A 17,746-nucleotide genomic window follows, 5' to 3' on the forward strand; every position below is an offset into this window, starting at 1 on the left:
AACTATTTGGCAAATAGCTGGCCCATGTCCTTGAAGGCTTTGAATTCCAACGCGTTACCGCAGGGGTCAAGCAGGAACATGGTGGCCTGCTCACCCACTTCGCCTTTGAAGCGCACGTAAGGCTCAATCACGAAGTCGGTGTCGCGGGCCTTAAGACGCTCCGCCAGGGCTTCCCACTCATCCCAGCCGAGCACCACACCAAAATGGGGCACCGGCACATTGTGGCCATCGACTGGGTTGGTGTGAACGTCTTCCTGGCCCGGCGTTTTGGGGTGCTCGTGAATGACGAGCTGATGCCCGAAAAAGTTGAAATCAACCCAGTGATCGCTTGAGCGCCCTTCACTTAAGCCGAACACGTCATTATAAAACGCACGCGCAGCACTCAAATCGTAGACGGGAATTGCCAGGTGAAAAGGGGAAAGGCTCATGGTTATCTCCTGTAGCGAGAGTCATATTAATGGCATTGCTTCGTTTGGCTAGCGTACCGCACCATCCTGATTGCTCTATCCTAGAGCGCGCTATGCGAAAATAAAATCCATTACGCGTTGATGATAGCGTTTTAAAAATATAAAAGGTGCTTAAATTAAGCATAAAAGGAATCTACAGGTGAACCCAGAAGACCTTGAGAAGCTGGTAAACCGCAAGATGCCCTTCGGCAAATATGAAGGCTGGATTATCGCCGACTTACCCGGACCATACTTAAACTGGTTTGCACGCGAGGGATTCCCAACAGGCGAAATCGGACAACTGCTACATTTAATGCATGAGATCGACCATAACGGTCTGAGTGGCCTGCTCGATCCACTGCGGAAAAGGTAGTGAAGGGGCCTTAGGCCTTAGTTTCGAGACTCAAGCGCCTTTTCACGTTCAGCCATATATAGCGTTTCATGCTGGCTCGGGTCGGCAGGAAAACGGCCCAGCGCTACTGCATGTTGAAAAAAGCCTGGGGCGGGCAAGCCATCACCTCGGCGGCTAACCACCAGCGCCGCGATCATTGGCCGCCCTTCTGCCACATCCTCTTTCATGAGCTGCTCTAGCGCTTGTGCAACGCGCTGAATGGTGCGCGGGGGCATAAGCCCTAAGGCACTTGCCAGTTGCTGGTAAGTGATGGGCAATGCTGCGCTTGGCATGCTGGCTAGCAGTGTGCGCACCTGGGTGGCAATCGGGGCCTCTGGGTCAGTCTGGGGCATCGTGGTTGACGTTCTCGTTGCAGGAAGACAAGCATAACGTGAAATAGCTGGTTATGCTGACGTCGGAGTGAGTCGCTTAACGCGTTATTCATCAGGGGAAAAGCATGACAAAACCACCCAGTACTCGGCAAGCCAACGGCGGCCGGTGGCCTAATGCTTTGGCATGGCTAAGCGTTTTAGCGCTGCTGGCTGCTTTGCTACTGATGGGCGGAGCTGGCCCGGCCTACCGCGGGGAGCTAATTGAACTGGGCGATGCCTTCAGCCTACTGCGCTATGGCGTCTATCTTGCCGCGGCAGCAGCAGCGCTGGGGTTGATTTTGCTGGTGGTCAGCGCTTTGACACGCCGTCCCGGCGCTGGCGTGGTCGCAGTGATCGTGCTGGTGGGCACCGTCGCCATGCTGTATATGCCCTGGCAACACTGGCAGCGTGCCCAGCAGGCACCGGTTATTCACGACATCACCACCGACACCCAGAACCCGCCGACCTTTGATGCCCTGCGCGATGCCCGGGAAGCCGCGCCCAACGGCGCTGACTACCCCGGCGAGGAAACGGCGCGTCAGCAGCGGGACGCCTATCCCGAGGTGCAGCCGCTTCTGTTAGCAGCACCGAGTTCGCGTGTGCTCAGCGCCGCCCAGTCAGAAGTTGAAGCCGCAGGCTGGGAGATTGTAGCGATTACCGACAACACCATCGAAGCCACGGCTGTCACCCGCTGGTTTGGTTTTAAAGATGATGTCGTCATCCGACTCACCGAGCAAGAAAACGACATTCAGGTAGATATGCGTTCGGCATCACGCTTAGGTGCCAGTGATGTAGGCACCAACGCGCTACGTATTGAAAGCTTTCTTAATCGCCTGCGAGAGCGGCTGGAATAGCCTGTTTAGTGCACCTGTTTCGCCCGCGTGGTGATTTCGCGACAACGAATGTGCTCGGCATCCAGTGAGCCAATCGGCACGTCTACGCTGTGCGGTATATCACCGCTTAGCTGCAATGCCTGATAGCGCAGCGCGCATACGCGTAAAAACGACGTGAAGTTTCCCGCATCATGCCCCGCGGCTACCGATTCGTGGTAAAGCCGCGTGATCATTTGAGCGGTGTTCATACCGTCGCGCTGGGCAATTTCCTCAAGAATCTGCCAAAAGTAATTTTCCAGGCGCACGCTAGTCACCATGCCGTCAATACGCAGCGAATGGCTCGCGCTTTGCCAGAGCGAAGGGTCCGCATCGATAAACAGTTTGCACATCACGCCGCCTCTTCGAAGTGAGTCATGCTATCAGCATAGCGCCCATCTGGTTCTGCGCCCAGGCGTCTTGGGCGCAGAACCAGATGGGCGCTAATACGCGGCTCACTTAGCGATTCAGTAACGCCATAAACTGGGCTAGCCAGGCAGGATGGGCGGGCCAAGCAGGGGCGGTTACCAGGTTGCCATCGGTGACCGCTTCCGTCACATCGATTGAACGAAAACGTCCGCCGCCCAGCTCTACTTCGGGCTGACACGCCGGATATGCTGAACACTCGCGACCTTTCAAGACGCCCGCTGCGGCCAACAACTGAGCACCGTGACAGATCGCCGCCACCGGTTTTTGGGCGTCAAAAAAGTGCTGCACCATGCTAAGTACCGCTTTGTTGAGGCGTAAATACTCCGGCGCACGCCCACCAGGGACCACCAGCGCATCGTAATCCGCCGGATTGATGTCGGCGAAGGTCGCGTTGAGGGCAAATCGGTGGCCAGGTTTCTCGGTATAGGTCTGATCGCCTTCAAAATCATGGATGGCCGTAGCCACGGTATCGCCCGCTTGCTTGTCGGGGCATACCGCATCCACTTGATGCCCCACCGCCATCAGTGCCTGGAAAGGCACCATGGTTTCGTAATCTTCGGTAAAGTCGCCGGTAATCATTAAAATGCGCTTGCTGGTCATCTCACGTCTCCTTGTTATCAGCTTATTAGCAACAACGTTATTAAAAAGCCATCAACAACGACGTTGCCAACGATCGTGTTACCACGCGGGATCGCGTGTGGACTGAGCGTAGCAAGCGCGAAGAAATGAGGGGTAGTAGGCCGTTACTACACCCGCCGCCATGCTTTGCACAATGGCGGCGGGTGCCCTGTCAGACTAGCTTAGGCGGGGAGCGGCTTTCTGTTCCGGCAGCGAAAGATGACGCTGTCCAGCGCCTTCACCGACCTTGAAACGACTGACCAGTGAGTTCATGTCGCTGGCACGCTCGTCGAGGGTCTGGCTTTCGGTGGAGGCTTCCTGCACCAAGTGAGCATTTTGGTGGGTCACCTGATCCAACTGGGCGATCGCTTGGTTGATCTGCTCAATACCGGAGGACTGTTCGTGGGTTGCCTGGGCGATTTCCGTCACGTAACGCGTCACTTCGGTTAAGCTCTCGACGATTTCGTTCAGATGAGAGCTTGATGCATTGACCAGGTGCTCGCCTTCGCTAACCTTGGCCACGCTATCGTCGACCAAGTGGCGAATTTGTGCGGCTTCTTCAGCGCTTCTACCCGCCAGCTTACGCACTTCTTGAGCGACTACGGCAAAGCCGCGTCCTTGCTCACCGGCCCGCGCCGCTTCTACCGACGCATTGAGCGCCAGCAAATTGGTTTGGAAGGCAATGTCATCAATCGCTTTGATGATGCTGGTGATTTTTTCGCTGGATTCACGAATATTACCCATCGCCTCTGTGGTGCGTTTAGCGACATCACCAGCCGAGCGCGCGCGCTGGTCAACGCTAGTGCTCGCACCTTTGGCATGGTCAGCGTAGTCAGCGGTTTGCTTGACCGTGGCGGTGATCTGCTCAAGGCTCGACGCTGTTTCGGCAAGCGAGGCGGCCTGTTGATCGGTACGCTGGGAAAGGTTTTCATTACCGGAGGCAATCTGGCGACTGCTGGCGGCAATCGCCTCAGCGCTTTGGCGAATTTGCGCCACCATGCCTTCAAACGTATCCATCATGCGGTTGAAAGCCTGCGCGGTTTGCCCCACTTCGTCGTTGCGCTGTAGATCAAGGCGCATTGAAAGGTCGGCATTTTCGCCAGCGGCCCCGCTGATATTTTCCATTTGACGACGCATGGTCAAAAGCGGCCCGAGCACGCGCACCGTCGTGCGCCAGCCAAAGATCGCCAGCAGCGCAATCACCACCAGCGTTACCACGATTAATAGCGTACGACCCGCATTGGCCAGCATTTCGGCCTGCTCAGCGGCAGTGTCGGCCTGCTCGACCGCGTAGGCTTCCACATCGGTTAATGCGTCGCTCATCTGGTCCATCGCCTGGCTGACGCTATCAAGCTCGCTCTGGACTTGTGCACGGCGATCCAACTGCTGTTGGCGCAGCGCATATACCGAGCTGTCATCGGCGATCATTAAGCTTTCCAGCTCAACGATAATATCGTCCAGCCCATTAACCAGCTCTACTTGCTCAGTATCAGTGCTTGGCGAGCGAGTAATGCCCGCCAGCGACTGGCGAGCCAAGCCAATTTGCTGGGCGATCTCGTTGTGACGCAGATTAACCAGCGCATCTTCGCTTTCGACCTGCATTAAGCGTCGGCCTTGGTCGGCCAACATCGCGACGGCGATGCGTACGTCGCTGCTGAGACGGCTTATCTCAGCATCATTGCTAAACAAGTTATCCAGCAACCCGGTGGGCAAGGTGGTCATACCGTCTTCCCGCCAGGCGTTTAAACGCTCCTCGAGTTCACGCTGCTCACGCACTTGAACCAGCGCAGTTCGCCCGGCGATATCCCCGGCACTGCTCATTACCTCGCTGATTAACGCTTGCATCTCAGCCAGCTGTTCCGCCATGCGCGCTTGCAAGGCGAGCTCTTCCTGGCGGACGCTTTCCAGCGAGGTGTCGCTTTCGAGGAGGGCCTGGTAGTACTCATCCAATGCAGCCAACTGGCCTGATTGGGTTTCGGTATCGTCTGCCGCCAAGTCACTACGGGCCTCGCTGAAGCGCTCGTCCAGCGTTTCCCGGGGCGTAATGTTCGCCAACTCGTCGTCGTTCTCTGCCGCCAGCAGGTCGGCATGGCGCTGGCCAAAAGCCCCCATGGTCGACACCATTTCACGGCTGGCGTTTTGCAGCGGCATCACGTCACCGGTGATGTAGCGTTGCGAGTCGATCAAACGCTGATTGGTTGCCCAGCCGGTGACTGCCAGCACCACGGCACCGATAACGGCGGCCAGAAACAAGCCAATCAACATGGCACGTAAACTGAGTGTTTTTTTCATTAGCTAACTTCGCTTGTATCAGGGGTAAATGACGCAATAGCAGCGGATGAACGCCTTAGCGCAGCAGCGTTGACCACTCGACTAATTCAAATTTGCCGTCGGCAATAATGGTCGGCCAGACGCTATCGCTGGCCTGATGGTCGTCACGCCCCAGCTGAAGCGGCTCTTCCAAGCCAATATCTACCTCGCCGAGCCCTAGCATCCCATCGACAATGGCGTCTCGATCCGGTGAATCGCCCGCGGCTTTTACGCCTTCCACAAATAACTTGGCCGCCAGGTAGCCTTCCAGTGAGACGAAGTCGGGTTCACTGTCATCGGCATATTCCGCGAGCGCCTGGCGATACGCTTCGACCGCCGGCAGGTCGGCATCTAATGGCGGCACTACCTGGGTAACAATGACCCCTTCGGCCTGATCACCCAGCTCGTTTAGCAGCGCTTGGCTTCCCACGAACGAGACGTTGAGGAACACCGCATCGGGCATGTCCTGGCGAGCTTCGCGGATAAAGTCAGCGGCAGGGCCGTATGTGCCGACGATAATTACCGCTTTGGGGGTTTCGGCGGCTTGCAGAATGGTCGCTAGCCCCTGGTGGATATTGCGAGTGCCACGTGAAAAGCGGCCATGGGCAAGATTTTCGATGCCGGTGAAGCCTTGTGCTTCAAGGGCTTGCCTCGCTCCGTTGTAGCCCGCGTCGCCAAAACTATCGTTTTGGGTGAAAAAAGCAATTTCTTCCGGCTCAATACCAGCTTCCATCAGGCCATCCACCATTGCGGCGGTTTCCTGCACGTAGCTTGCACGGTAGTTGATAACATAGCGATCAGGCGGCGATTGTCGCAACACGCCTGCCCCGGTGAAGGCGCCGTAAAGCAGCGTTTCCGCTTCATTATGGATCGGTATAGTGACCGTTGCGGTGGGCGTGCCCACATTGCCGATCGCCGCTAGGATGTCATCATCTTGGACCACTTCACGGGTATGGCGGGCAGCTTGGATGGGGTCATACTGATCGTCAAAGGCGGTCAGTGACAGCGTCTCGCCATTGACGCCACCGTCCGCATTAATTTCGGCAAAATAAGTCTCAATCCCTTTCTGCATACCCTGCCCCAGCGAAGCTGCCGGCCCTGTGTCCGGCGCTACGATGGCAAATTCAAGTTCTGCCTGAGCCATCGGCACTAACGCCACACTCAGTAACGCTATCCCTAATCGTCGCATTGCCCCTCCTTAATCTGCTTGCCCGCTTTATTGCCGAATATGGCTTATGTAAAACCTTTTAAATCAGCACAATGGCGTCTTTTTTTCACCACGCTAAACATTAGCGTGGAATGCGCCTAACAGTACTATCGGCCGCAGAATATAGGACTAAAGGACAATTATCCTTAATTACTAAGTAAACATTGTAGCGAAGTATGTAACCAGACGGTTGGTCTACTGCTGAGTAGGTTAGCTGGGGCGCTGCAAAGCGAACCGGTCAGTTGTGCGAATATAGTCGCTGCCCGCCAGTCGGCCGATGGGAGTAAGCACGTCCAGCTTAACGTGGCGGCCATCCCAGATGGCATCATCAAGATGCAGGGAAATCACGTTAGCGAGCACGAGGTTGCCCGCCATGGGCTGGTCGCCAAAGCGAATGATGTCGCGCAACCGGCAGCCGAAGGCCACCGGTGCACTGGCAATACGTGGCACCGACACCCCCGCCATGGTGGCTTTTTCGAGCCCGGCAAGCATGAACTCGTCCTCACCGGGCGACAGGCTCGCGCTGGTCGTATTGAGCGCATCGATCAGCGCTTCACTACTGATGTGCACCACGCACTCAGGGTTTTCTTCCAGGTTACGCACGGTGTCTTTACTGCGCCCTTGGCCGTTCTGAAGCGGCGAGAACCCCAATACTGGGGGGTCAACGCTGACCACATTGAAGAACGAAAATGGGGCGAGATTGGCGTTGCCTTGACGGTCCTGGGTAGCCACCCAGGCGATCGGGCGCGGACAAATCGTGCCGGATAACAGGCGATACAAGATACCCGCTTCCAGCGGTGATTCATTGAGCAAACAGTGCATAGCCTTTCCTCATCAACGCATGAACGAAGCCATTACGCTATCACACCCTCTGGTGGGCGGGGCATGTTACGCTAGGCGTTTAGAAGCTAATCCTGCTCCCTTTTCTACTGCTTGCTTGTGCCTGAGAGTGACGATGCCTGTAACTTCACCCCGTATTCAGCGTCCGCTATCACCCTGCCGTCAGGTGTGCCGTATCGAGCGTTCCCGGTCGCTATGTGAGGGCTGCGGACGCACTCTGGATGAAATCGCCCGCTGGGGTCAGATGACCGAGGCCGACAAGGCCCCGGTGTGGGAGCGTATAGAGGCTGAGGGCTATGTTGTTTCAGCCGGTAATTCAGTTCGCGGGGGATGATGGCGGTCGCTTAGGATGTGATGCAGCTCGCCGCAGTTAACCAGCGGGTCGTCACAGTTAATCACGATATTCGAATGCGCCAGCACGTAGCTGCGCCCAGTAATCGTATTTTCCACTACCTGATACGCGCCTTCCTGGTGGGTATCAATGAAAGTGCCGATAAAACCGGTGTTGCGCAGCGACACGGTTTCCAGCTTGTCGCCCTGGTTCAGCCGTCCTTCGTAATGCATCAGCGCCAGACGCGCGGAAGTGCCGGTACCCGTGGTACTGCGGCAAATGACGCCGGGATGCACATAGGTGGTGGAACGCGAACGCACGTAGCCTTCAGCAACCTGTTCTTCCGGCCCCATGAAATGCAAAAACGGTAACGGCCCGACATCGCCCAGAGTGTAGTGGGAAAAACCGCGCTCCGCTTTAATCGCTTCAACGATTTTATGCGCGCAAAGCGCTAGTGCTGTCTCCTCTTCCAGCGTCAGCTTAAAGCCTAATTCAGCGGCATCCACCAGCGCATAAAAGCCACCGCTGTAAGCGACCGAATAGGTCACGGGGCCAATACCCGGCACCTGGATCTGCTCGCGGTAGGTGTCGATGTAACTGGGCAGCCCGCCGCAAGTCACCGATTCCACCACGCCGTTATGCACCCTGGCCTCAACCTGCACCAGGCCGGCGGGCGCTTCGAGTTTGAAGCGCTGAATGCCCTCCTGCTTGGGCACAATACCGCTTTCCAATACGGCCGTGGCGGTACACAAGGTGTTGGAGCCAGAGTAAATCGGGTACCCCATGACCTCCATAATGATGTAGCCAGCGGCCGCTTCCGGATCGCAGGGCGGCACCAGTAAATCCACCGACATTTCGGGAATGCCGTACGGCTCTTCGAGCAAGAGCCGACGCAGGCCATCGGCATCGTCGCGCAGGTATTCCATTTGCTCGCGGACGCTATCACCGGGGAGGTGGTCAATGCCTCCGGTCACAATGCGGCTAACATCGCCGCCCGCGTGGGTATCCATTAATTGAATGGTGTGCTGAGTATTCATTCACCGGTCTCTTTGCGATTAAGGTGCGTTAAGGGCAAACGGCACACCGTGGGTTTGCCACTGGCTGTCCGGAACAATGACAATTTTACCTAGGTAGTTGCTATCGCGATTAACAAAATAGCGTTCGGCGTCATGTAATTCGGATAGCTTGAACGCAGCGTGTAAAACAGGCTTCAAATCGCCGTTGCGAATCCAGGCGATCAGTTGCTCGGCCTCTTCCCGTGTGCCGTGGGACACGCCAAAGATCTGCACCTGATAAAGGTAAATGCGCGTCCACATCATTTCGCTGAGATTGCCGCCGCTGGCGCCAGCAATGGAGAGTCGCGGATAGCTTTTACGGTGCTGCATATCGACAATCATGGTGTCGATAAACAAATTAGTCATGTCGCCGCCGACCAGGTCCATCACTGCATCGATGGGCTGGCCATTCGTTGTCGCCAGTACGCGATCTACAAAGGTCGGCAGATCACCCCGGTCAATCACCGCCTCGGCACCCAAAGCGAGTAGCGCATCGGCTTTATCGGGCTGGCTGACGGCATAGGGAATCGCCCCCACAACGCGGCACAGCTGAATCAGCGCGGTGCCAACACCGCCGCTGGCACCGCTGACTAGCACGCGCTCACCAGCTGCTATGCTAGCGGACGTCATCATGTGGTAAGCCGTTTGGTAAGAGCACATCCCCATGGCGGCAAGCTCAGCATCGTGTAGATCCGTGTTGGGTACGTGATGAAACTGATCCGAGGGCACGGCGATGTACTCGGCATAGCCGCCATCTGCCCCATGGCCGTAGTAATCGGGTGTCAGGTTGATATCGCGGCGATCATCGGCATACAGATTAAAATCCAAAAGCCCCCGCTCACCAATCCGCGAGGCGTCAACCCCCTCGCCTACCGCCACGATGTGGCCAGCCACATCGGCTCCTTGAATACGCGGGAACGTCAGCGTCGGCTCGCCGCCCATCGCAAATGAGGTCACATCGCCTTTATCTTTGGTGGGGTACAACCCTTCACGGGCTTTGCGATCGGTATTGTTTTTTGCCGTCGCGGTAACCTGCACCAACACCTGGCCCGCCTGGGGTTTAGGGGTCGCCACGTCCTGGCGGTACTCAAGCTTCTCGACACCACCGTGCCCGGTTAACAGCATGGCCGCCATGGTCGGCGGCGTTACGCTAGCAACTGAGTCAGCCATTTGCGGACTCCTTTAGTAATGAAAGAAAGGCATGATGAACATACTACGACCATATCAAACTTTCGCGCCGTCTCAAGCAGGCTACGCTGAGTATAAATAAAAGACGTCCAAGGATGGTGCATGCTGCGTTTTTCATCGCCCTACCATCGCCACCTCACTTGGCGCTACTTTGCACTTTTTGTGGCGATTGGCTTAATGGGTGGCTTGCTTGGCCCTGCGTTACCTCATTTCGCCGCCATGACCGAGTCCAGCATGAGCCAGATTGCCGTGCTGTTTACCGCTCGCGCCCTGGGAAACATGGCCGGAGCCTTGATCACCGGTGTACTCATCGACCACGTTAGCGGCCATCGTGTGCTATTCGGTATGGCGTTAGTCGGTGTACTAGGGCTGTTACTGACACCTTTTAGCCCATCGCTTGCGCTGTTGACCGCCATGTTGGGGGTGCTGGGTTTTGCTGAGGTGTCGCTCAACGCGGGGGGCAATACGCTGCTGTTGTGGCTACATAAAGAATCGTCGGGGCCAAACGTTAGCGCACTGCATTTCTGCTTTGGGGTGGGCAATATGCTTACCCCGTTGGTCATCATGATCGCACTAGCGATAACGGGACAGTTTCAGTGGGCGTTTTGGGTCGTCGCGAGCTGTTTATTGATGGTGATTGTCCCTATTACTCGATACGCGAGTCCTGTGAAACCACACGCTCATCATGAACCCGGTACATCGCGCGTCATCAAACACCGTGACCCGCTGTTGCTGGGACTACTCATGCTGCTGTTTGCGCTGTATGTGGGTCTCGAAATCACCTTTGCGGGATGGATTACCGCCTACGGCATACTATCGGGGTCACCGTCTGCGCAGGCCGCCTTGCTGGCTACGCTATTCTGGCTTGCCCTCTCGGCGGGCCGACTTCTGGCCATTCCCCTATTGCGCTGGTCTTCCCCCTGGACGTTTCTGGTCGGCGGTTTAGTGTTAGGTATGGCGACCGCCGGCGCTTTGCATGCGCTATGGCTACCACTGGGTGTCGGCGCGCTATTGTTCGGCCTAGCCGCTTCAGCGTTTTTCCCCACCTTATTTACGCTGAGCAACCATGTAATGGAAATACGCGGGCGCACTACGGGGGCCATTTTCATGGCAGCCAGCCTCGGCGCACTGATTATCCCCTCAATCACGGGCCCGCTATTGGATCGATTTGGCGCACAGGCCTTTCCACCGCTACTAGGCGGGCTTCTTTTACTACTGAGTATTGGCCTGTTGGCGTTGGCCCTGCGCTTGCGCTGGTTAGCCTCAAAACCAGTGCTTGCGCTTGAATAGCCAGATCAGCATGCCGCCGATACCCAGCATTACGCCCCAAACAAAGAAATAGCCGTAGCGATAGCCAAGCTCCGGAATATATTCGAAATTCATGCCGTAGACGCCGACAATAAACGTGAGCGGCACAAAGATGGCGGTAATCACCGTGAGCACCCGCATGGTGATATTGAGCTGGTGTGATGAAATTGAAATGTAGCCATTCACCAAGTCGCCGCAAATGTCATAGTACATTTGCGTTAGGGTATAAAGCCGCTCAAAGCGTTCTTCTACATCAGTAATCGCGTGTCGGGTTTCGCTCTCTTCGCGGGGTAGATGAGCGTAGTCGTAGGCGGTTAGCTCTTGGGTGATGCCTTTGTGATAGCTGAAGATTCGGCGCATTTTTACCAACCGCGACCGGTAGGCGATGATTTTACGCATCAGCACATCGTTACCGTTTTCCAGCAACTCATCTTCCAGGTCGCTGAGTTCAACTTCAAATTCCAGCAGGCTGTCGATATAAAACCCGGCCGACAAGTACATCACCCTGAGCGCCACATGCTCGGGCGAATGCGCCAGCAGTGCGCGCCCTTGTTCGTTAAACAAGCGCTCAATGCTTAATGCCTCCCCTGGATGCAGGGTCAACAGGAAGCGTTCACCGATAAAAAAACACACTTGCTGGGGGACGAAGTTCAACTGGGCATCAAACGACGAGATGCCGCGATAAATGATCAGCGTGTGGTGCTCGAATTCTTCGATTTTCGGTGGATGGCGCTCTTTGTGAGCATCTTGGATGGCCATTGGATGGCATTCGAAGCCTTCTAAAAGGCGCCGCTCACTGGCTTGACTTTCACCTTGCATGTCCACCCAAATATGGCTACCCGGCGTTTGCCGCCATAGCTCGATAAGCGGTTCACCACCTTCGTGTATATCCCCCTCGGGAGTGGTTAACAGTGTACGAATCATGTCCGTCCTTGGCATTTGAATAGGGTTACGCGGGCGCGTCGGCCATGCAGACCTGTGCTTTGCCATTATGCTTGGCGTTATACATCGCCACATCAGCGCGCTTGAGCAGTTCCTGGGCCGTTTCATCTACACCGGGCTTGTAGAGCGCGACACCAATACTGGCGCTAACGTCCACCTCGACATCCGCCAGTCGAATGGGCTTTTCTATTGTTTCGACGAGCTGCCGGGCAATCCGTTCGGCCGCCTCGGACGCGACGCTTTCCAGCAATACAACAAATTCATCCCCTGCCCAGCGAGCCACATAGTCGGTCTCACGCACACCCTCGGTGAGGCGCTTGGCAACCTCACGTAGCAGCCCGTCACCAGCGCTATGGCCGTGGAGGTCATTAACGGCTTTAAAACCATCCAAATCCATAAACAACACAGCAAGCGCGGTTTGCTGGCGTCGGGTACGCGCCATGGCCTCTGGCAACCGCTCATCCAGCGCGCGCCGATTGGGCAGCAGGGTTAAGACATCTTCGCGAGCCTGCTGGTCGCGCAAGCGCTCCAATTGAAGGCGTTCGGTGACATCGTGCAGAAACAAGCTGCGAAGACTTTTCCCATCAATATCGAGCGCCTTGATGCGTATTTCTACCGGTAATGGGCTTCCGTCACGACAGGCGGCGTAATAGGTAACGGGCGTTTTATGATCGCCTTCAGGCACCCCGTCAGGAAAGACCAGCTGCTGAATAGGCCGCGCCAACGCTTCTTTACGCGACCAACCAAACATCGTCGCTGCGGCGCTATTCCAATCTAAAACAATATCGTTGTCATCAATACTGACGTAGGCATCATAGGCCGACTCGATCACCAGATTCAGCTCTCGAGTGCGTCGTTCAATCTGGTTTTCGAGATCAAGGTGCAGTGCTTCAAGCGAGGCCTGCGACGCCTCCCGGCGGTGCTTTTCAAATAAGAACCGTTCGCGCAGGTGGATTTCGTCGGTAACAATCGCCCCCAGGTCTTTCAAGGCGTCGAGCTGGGCTTCGCTAAGTCGTCGCGGCCGGGTATCCACGGCACACAGCGATCCTAGTGCCAGCCCCTTTGACGTACGTAGCGGGATGCCCGCGTAAAAACGTACGCCATCGGCTTGCGTCACCAGCGGGTTATCAGCAAAGCGCGGGTCTTCACGGGCATCTTCAACCACCAGCGGTGCGGTTTCCGCAATCGTGTAAGCGCAAAATGCCACGTCGCGGGAGGTTTCACTAAGTTCTGTTCCTACCCGCGATTTAATCCATTGGCGTTTCGCGTCAATCAGCGTGACGGTCGAGGTAGGCACATTCAGTAACTGGGTAACCAGCCGCGTCACCCGATCAAACGCGGGTTCTTCCGGCGTATCCAGCAGCGCCAATTCGTAAAGGGCTGCCAGACGAGCCTCTTCATCGGGCAGAATAGGGAAGTTCATTAACTGTCACCCATGATGGTAGACGGTAGCCTACCATCATAACGTGATCAGCCATGCTTTGCCCAAGGCGCACGGTTACCGGCCAACTTTGCCCAACTGACGCTTACCAATGAGGAAGCCAATAGCGCCCCCAAAAAAGGCCCAAGCGTAGGAATGCCATTGGGGAAAGTGGCAGCTAGCAGCCCTGCTTCCAAGCTACTGGTCGTGACCCAGCCGGGTAAAACGGCGCCTAATAATCCAGCGATGCCGCCGCCGATAGCGGCGGCAGTTGTCATACGCTGCCATAGCCCCAGCAGTACCGGCACGACAATCGCGGCGCACAGTAGGTCGGCGACTAAAAACAGCCGCAGTACCGAGAGCCCTTGTAGTGCGATGATAACCACCGGCACCATCAAGGCAACGGTCAGCCAACGGGCGGTGGTTAGTGATCTGCCCTGCTGCTGATGCTGAGACACCAACAACGAGGCAATCGCATTTTGCAGAGTATCCACGCTCGATGCCACCAGCGTCACCGCTAGCACGAGAGCCAATAGTGCAAGCCAAGAGGGTGCGTTACCCAGTAAAGCGAAAAACGGCATCGGCGGATCACCCAACTCAACCCCGCTGATCGCGGCAAGCATCCCCAAGCCGCCAATCACCATCACTACGGCGATGGTCATACCGCCACCCAACCACGCACCACGACCAAGGCTTTGTGAATCCTGCGCGGCCCATACCCGCTGCCAGTAACCCTGGTGAAACAGATTGGCTGCGGTGACGGCGATCACCAATGTTAGCGCCACGCTCAGCGCGTCGCTTAACGGCACCTTCGGCATCGACGACATCGTGGGCATATCGGGCAGGTGTGTGTACGCCACGCTGCTGACGATAAGCAACAAAGCGACCAGCAGCCAAGCTTGCCAGCGATCGGTGGCAAGGCTTGCCCGCAGTCCTCCGAGCACGGTATAGGCAAGCGTACTCAAGGCAACGCCAAGTACCACCAGGGCGGGCGGCACATCGGAAAGCAAAGCGGTAATCGCGCCAATGGCCGTCAGCTCTGCGGCTAAAAAGCAGGCCATATAGGCCACTGAGACCAGCGAAACCCAGCGCCGCACGTTTGTACCAAAGCATGCCTGGGCGAACTCAGCGATGCTTCTGCCTTCCGGCAACGCCCGGCGAATAGCGGGTCCATAAAGGCCTAATACGATAAACGGCAGCGCCGAACCGAGGGCATAACCGGTCAGCGCCACAGGCCCCACAAACGCACCGATTTCCGGCGGCGCAAACAGAATCCACGCCCCCATGCCGGACGCGAGAAACGACAGCCCAAGAGATGCCCCGGACTGTGAATTACGTGCCGTGATATAGTCATCGACCGTGCCATCGGCCCAGCGCGCGCGCAGACCAAGCAGGATAAAACCACCGAGTGCCGCGGCTAGCACGGCTGATGTTAGGTACGGCATGTCGCACTTCCTCCGCCGGTATGATCCGGATCAGGTTCCAGGGTAAGCGCTAAGCGCACTCTCAGCCCTTGGGGGCTCCCCTGGCGACAATAAGTGAAAGAATTATCTAAACGGACGCTATCCTCAACGATAAACGCGTCAGCGTAAAGCACCATGAGTATGCCATAACGCGCAGGCAAACGGCGTTTCACGTCACAAGGTCTTTCAATCTTGACAACCGCTCGCCATACTCAGTAAGTAACCCAATAACATGATAAAGACCGTGCGCCAATCGCGAAACGGTTCGCTAGAGAAGGGAAACGTTTATGCGCTACACAGAAGCCAAGGAACATACGCCGGGCAGGCTACACGAACTGTTTGCAGACCCTTACAAGGCGTTTGAAAACGATACCGACGAACGACAGCTACACCTTCACATTATGCTGTATTTGCTGTTGGCACGCCCCATGGCGCGCGGCTTGATGACGCTACGCGTCATTCATGGCTGGGAAAACGGCAGCTTCGAGCCGGAGGATTTACAGCATGTGGACTATGCCATTCATAACGTCGCCGACTTCAAACGCGTGGTAAACGACTTTCAGCAAGCCTCCAAAACTAACGCTGCATTTCCCACCGATAACGACGCCCTGCTGGCGTCCCCGCTTAGCGATGCGATCGCCAATGCTGAGGCGGATGGCCAAACATTAAACGAAGAGACGCGCACGATTCCAGCGCGCTGGCCCGCCTTCGAAGGCGGTTTAGCACTCTATACGCTGTTTAAAATGTACCACCGTTTAGTATACGGCGAGGACGAAGCGTATCGCTGCGCGCAATGCTACACACCTTATGGACTGCGCGAGATTCACGAGTTTCATCTTGAAGAGGGAGAGTTTGCGCTATTGGTGCCGACTGGCAAGCACTTTATCGAAGAGCCGTCATTACTGGTTCTGCACGAAAGTCAGCTTGATCCCATTGAGCAACTGCTGGAAGAAAGCCTGCCGTTGTTTCACGATTTTTAGCCGTTGCCTGAGGTTTAAGACTCACACTGCCTCCTTCCCCTCAGCTAAAGCAGAGGGGAAGGAGGCAAGTGACGTTAGCTAAGTGAAATCGTGCTGTTAATACCGCTGGAGACATTCTCCGGTTCGAACCAGCGTGCGGTCACGGTTTTAGTTTGTGTCCAGAAGGCAATCGCCTGCTTGCCGTTCGGCCCCAGGTCACCCAACTTCGACCCACGCGAGCCGGTAAAGCTGAAATAGGCGACCGGCACGGGAATCGGCACGTTAATACCAATTTGCCCTACGTCGATATCGGTTTCAAAGCGCCGCGCGACCCAGCCGGAGTTGGTAAAGATTGAGGTACCGTTGCCGTTGGGGTTGGCGTTGATGAACGCGATGGCGTCGTCCAGGGTTTCCACGCTCACCACGCAGAGCACTGGCCCAAAGATTTCCTCGCGGTAGACGGTCATCTCTGCGGTCACGTCGGCAAACAGTGTCGGCCCTACGAAATTACCCTGCGGATAGCCGTCCACAGAACAGCCTCGACCGTCGACCATTAACTTGGCGCCTTCTTTTTCTCCTGCGGTAATTAACCGCTCGACCCGCTCTTTGGCTTGGGGAGATACCAGCGGCCCCAAATCCGCATCGCGCTGGGTACCGGGGCCAACTTTCATACTGCGGGCACCATCGACAATGTCATTCAGCCATTCGCGGGCTTCACCCACCAATACCACCACTGAGTTGGCCATACAGCGCTGCCCGGCGGCACCAAAAGCAGAGCCCAGCAGGCTATCAATCGCCTGGCTGCGGTTGGCATCAGGCATCACCACGCAATGGTTCTTAGCGCCCATCATCGCCTGCATGCGTTTACCCGCCGCGGCAGCGCGGTTGTAAAGCAGCGAGCCTACATGGGTCGAACCGATGAACGACAACGCCTTGATATCCTGGTGATCGGCAATCTGATTGGCCACCTCAGGGCCACCATGGACCACGTTTAATACGCCTGCTGGAATACCCGCTTCATGAGCAAGCTCAACCAGGCGCATGGTCGAGCTTGGGTCCTGCTCAGAGGGCTTCAGTACAAAGGTATTGCCGGTAGCAATCGCCAGCGGGAACATAAAGCAGGGCAGCATAATCGGGAAGTTAAACGCAGTAATGCCCGCCCCGACGCCCAGTGGCTGGTGCATGGTATACACATCGACTTCGTTAGCAGCGTTTTCAGCCAACTCACCAAGCTGTAGCGACGTGATTGAGCAGGCGTGTTCAACCACCTCTAGCCCGCGCCCAACCTCGCCTTCGGCGTCCGGCAGGGTTTTGCCGTGCTCCTCGGTAATCAGCGCCGCCAGTTCGGGCGTGTGCTCGCGAATCAGCGCCTGCAGCTTGAGCATGATGCGCATGCGTTTGCCCAGTGGCACTTTACGCCACTCTTTGAACGCCGTTTTGGCGCTGGCGACGGCACGCTCGACTTCCTCGGCAGTGCAGAAAGGCACACGGGCCACAACTTCCTGGGTGGCCGGATTCACCACATCGCGCCACTCCTGGCTTTGAGAGGTGACCGGCTGACCATCGATATACATGGGGATTTCGCGAACGGACATAGCA

18 protein-coding genes and 1 riboswitch are annotated in these 17,746 nt (G+C 56.4%); of the genes, 5 read left to right on the top strand and 13 right to left on the bottom strand.

What is annotated here, in order from left to right:
* Positions 1-2: 2 nt before the first annotated feature.
* Positions 3-428: a VOC family protein gene (locus CPH17_RS07250; protein WP_074397124.1), complete on the bottom strand. Its 426-nt coding sequence runs from the start codon at positions 426-428 to the stop codon at positions 3-5.
* 178 nt (positions 429-606) lie between these two features.
* Here CPH17_RS07250 and CPH17_RS07255 point away from each other — a divergent pair, with 178 nt between their 5' ends.
* Positions 607-819, top strand: a complete 213-nt coding sequence (locus CPH17_RS07255) for a DUF3820 family protein (RefSeq protein ID WP_074397125.1) — start codon at positions 607-609, stop codon at positions 817-819.
* 17 nt (positions 820-836) lie between these two features.
* On the opposite strand, the gene CPH17_RS07260 is transcribed toward CPH17_RS07255, so the two are convergent.
* Positions 837-1,190 carry a hypothetical protein gene (locus CPH17_RS07260; protein ID WP_096298839.1) on the bottom strand — a complete coding sequence of 118 codons (354 nt, stop codon included), beginning with the start codon at positions 1,188-1,190 and terminating at the stop codon, positions 837-839.
* A gap of 104 nt (positions 1,191-1,294) precedes the next feature.
* Here CPH17_RS07260 and CPH17_RS07265 point away from each other — a divergent pair, with 104 nt between their 5' ends.
* Positions 1,295-2,062: a DUF1499 domain-containing protein gene (locus tag CPH17_RS07265; RefSeq protein ID WP_096298841.1), complete on the top strand. Its 768-nt coding sequence runs from the start codon at positions 1,295-1,297 to the stop codon at positions 2,060-2,062.
* A gap of 5 nt (positions 2,063-2,067) precedes the next feature.
* On the opposite strand, the gene CPH17_RS07270 is transcribed toward CPH17_RS07265, so the two are convergent.
* The 5 genes from CPH17_RS07270 to CPH17_RS07290 all read right to left on the bottom strand — a co-directional run bounded on the left by CPH17_RS07270 (position 2,068) and on the right by CPH17_RS07290 (position 7,463).
* Positions 2,068-2,430, bottom strand: coding sequence for a ribbon-helix-helix domain-containing protein (locus CPH17_RS07270; protein WP_074397128.1), 363 nt, complete (start codon positions 2,428-2,430; stop codon positions 2,068-2,070).
* 106 nt (positions 2,431-2,536) lie between these two features.
* Complete coding sequence (locus CPH17_RS07275) at positions 2,537-3,106, bottom strand: DJ-1/PfpI family protein (protein ID WP_096298843.1); 570 nt, start codon at positions 3,104-3,106, stop codon at positions 2,537-2,539.
* Positions 3,107-3,301: 195 nt separating this feature from the next.
* Positions 3,302-5,416 (bottom strand): methyl-accepting chemotaxis protein, encoded by a 2,115-nt coding sequence (locus CPH17_RS07280; RefSeq protein ID WP_096298845.1) that lies wholly within the window; start codon positions 5,414-5,416, stop codon positions 3,302-3,304.
* A gap of 55 nt (positions 5,417-5,471) precedes the next feature.
* Positions 5,472-6,623, bottom strand: coding sequence for an ABC transporter substrate-binding protein (locus CPH17_RS07285; RefSeq protein WP_074397131.1), 1,152 nt, complete (start codon positions 6,621-6,623; stop codon positions 5,472-5,474).
* 228 nt (positions 6,624-6,851) lie between these two features.
* Positions 6,852-7,463: a flavin reductase family protein gene (locus CPH17_RS07290; protein ID WP_096298847.1), complete on the bottom strand. Its 612-nt coding sequence runs from the start codon at positions 7,461-7,463 to the stop codon at positions 6,852-6,854.
* Between the two features lie 133 nt (positions 7,464-7,596).
* Between CPH17_RS07290 and CPH17_RS07295 the strand changes: the two genes are divergently transcribed.
* Positions 7,597-7,815, top strand: coding sequence for a DUF1289 domain-containing protein (locus tag CPH17_RS07295; RefSeq protein WP_096298849.1), 219 nt, complete (start codon positions 7,597-7,599; stop codon positions 7,813-7,815).
* On the opposite strand, the gene CPH17_RS07300 is transcribed toward CPH17_RS07295, so the two are convergent.
* Both CPH17_RS07300 and CPH17_RS07305 read right to left on the bottom strand, forming a co-directional pair.
* A complete protein-coding gene (locus CPH17_RS07300; RefSeq protein ID WP_096298851.1) occupies positions 7,776-8,849 on the bottom strand; it encodes a proline racemase family protein in 1,074 nt (357 codons plus the stop codon). The genes CPH17_RS07295 and CPH17_RS07300 overlap by 40 nt on opposite strands.
* Positions 8,850-8,867: 18 nt before the next feature.
* Positions 8,868-10,037 (bottom strand): zinc-binding dehydrogenase, encoded by a 1,170-nt coding sequence (locus CPH17_RS07305; RefSeq protein ID WP_096298853.1) that lies wholly within the window; start codon positions 10,035-10,037, stop codon positions 8,868-8,870.
* 120 nt (positions 10,038-10,157) lie between these two features.
* Here CPH17_RS07305 and CPH17_RS07310 point away from each other — a divergent pair, with 120 nt between their 5' ends.
* A complete protein-coding gene (locus CPH17_RS07310; RefSeq protein ID WP_096298855.1) occupies positions 10,158-11,345 on the top strand; it encodes an MFS transporter in 1,188 nt (395 codons plus the stop codon).
* Here the strand turns inward: CPH17_RS07310 and CPH17_RS07315 are convergent.
* The 3 genes from CPH17_RS07315 to CPH17_RS07325 form a co-directional block, all read right to left on the bottom strand.
* Positions 11,319-12,287 carry a magnesium transporter CorA family protein gene (locus CPH17_RS07315; protein ID WP_096298857.1) on the bottom strand — a complete coding sequence of 323 codons (969 nt, stop codon included), beginning with the start codon at positions 12,285-12,287 and terminating at the stop codon, positions 11,319-11,321. The two genes, CPH17_RS07310 and CPH17_RS07315, sit on opposite strands and share 27 nt — an antisense overlap.
* 25 nt (positions 12,288-12,312) lie before the next feature.
* Entirely contained in the window at positions 12,313-13,728 is a 1,416-nt protein-coding gene (locus tag CPH17_RS07320; RefSeq protein WP_096298859.1) for a diguanylate cyclase domain-containing protein, read from the bottom strand.
* A 47-nt stretch (positions 13,729-13,775) separates the two neighbouring features.
* Positions 13,776-15,170, bottom strand: coding sequence for a sodium:solute symporter family transporter (locus tag CPH17_RS07325; protein WP_096298861.1), 1,395 nt, complete (start codon positions 15,168-15,170; stop codon positions 13,776-13,778).
* Positions 15,160-15,262, bottom strand: a riboswitch (TPP riboswitch). It overlaps the preceding gene by 11 nt.
* Before the next feature lie 213 nt (positions 15,263-15,475).
* Between CPH17_RS07325 and CPH17_RS07330 the strand changes: the two genes are divergently transcribed.
* Positions 15,476-16,168 carry a hypothetical protein gene (locus CPH17_RS07330; protein WP_074397140.1) on the top strand — a complete coding sequence of 231 codons (693 nt, stop codon included), beginning with the start codon at positions 15,476-15,478 and terminating at the stop codon, positions 16,166-16,168.
* 74 nt (positions 16,169-16,242) lie between these two features.
* On the opposite strand, the gene CPH17_RS07335 is transcribed toward CPH17_RS07330, so the two are convergent.
* Complete coding sequence (locus CPH17_RS07335; protein WP_096298863.1) at positions 16,243-17,742, bottom strand: CoA-acylating methylmalonate-semialdehyde dehydrogenase; 1,500 nt, start codon at positions 17,740-17,742, stop codon at positions 16,243-16,245.
* Positions 17,743-17,746: the final 4 nt, after the last annotated feature.

Origin of the sequence: Halomonas sp. hl-4 (assembly GCF_900215475.1) — a bacterium.
Taxonomy (GTDB): Bacteria; Pseudomonadota; Gammaproteobacteria; order Pseudomonadales; family Halomonadaceae; genus Vreelandella.